This window comes from Catenulispora rubra, assembly GCF_015356825.1.
GTDB lineage: Bacteria > Actinomycetota > Actinomycetes > Streptomycetales > Catenulisporaceae > Catenulispora > Catenulispora rubra.
Genome location: NZ_JAACYW010000722.1, coordinates 1 through 525 on the forward strand (window position 1 = coordinate 1; position 525 = coordinate 525).

A 525-nucleotide genomic window follows, 5' to 3' on the forward strand; every position below is an offset into this window, starting at 1 on the left:
TCGCTCGATCTGGTCGCAGTCGCGTCTGGCCTGGCTGGTGGCGCCGGCTTTCGCCGCGTCGGCGGCCGAGGCGTACTGGATCGGCGCGGGGCAGCGGGCGGCGTAGGCCGCCAGCCGCCCAGCGCGCCGCTCGCGCAGCGCCGACCACCCGGCGCGCAGCGCCGCGATGTCGGAGGCCAGCGGCTTTCCGGCGGCCAGCTTGCACAGCGCGGCGAAGTCCTCCACGTCGCGGTCGTCGACCACGTCGGCCAGGCGCGCGTAGGTCAGCCAGGAAGCGGCCGGCCGTTCGGCCTCGGCGAAATCCCGGGCGCTGCGGCGGATCTTCTGATCCAGCATCGCCGCCGCCATCCAGGCGGCGTGCTGCGCGGCTGGGAGGGCGAGGTGGCAGCGCAGGCAGATCTGGTCGTACACCTCGGCCAGCCGGTGCCTGGTCTGGGTCGCCCCGGCCGGGGCGTGCTGGCAGCCGCCGGAGCGCTCGACTTTGGGCAGGTGCAGTTGGGGGCGGCCGGCCTGCGTGAGCAGCAC

The 525-nt window shown here is 75.6% G+C and carries 1 protein-coding gene; it reads right to left on the bottom strand.

Going from position 1 to position 525, the window contains the following annotated elements; genetic code table 11:
* Positions 1-525: hypothetical protein (locus GWK61_RS55135; RefSeq protein WP_228564600.1), on the bottom strand; the 525-nt coding region annotated here is incomplete at both ends.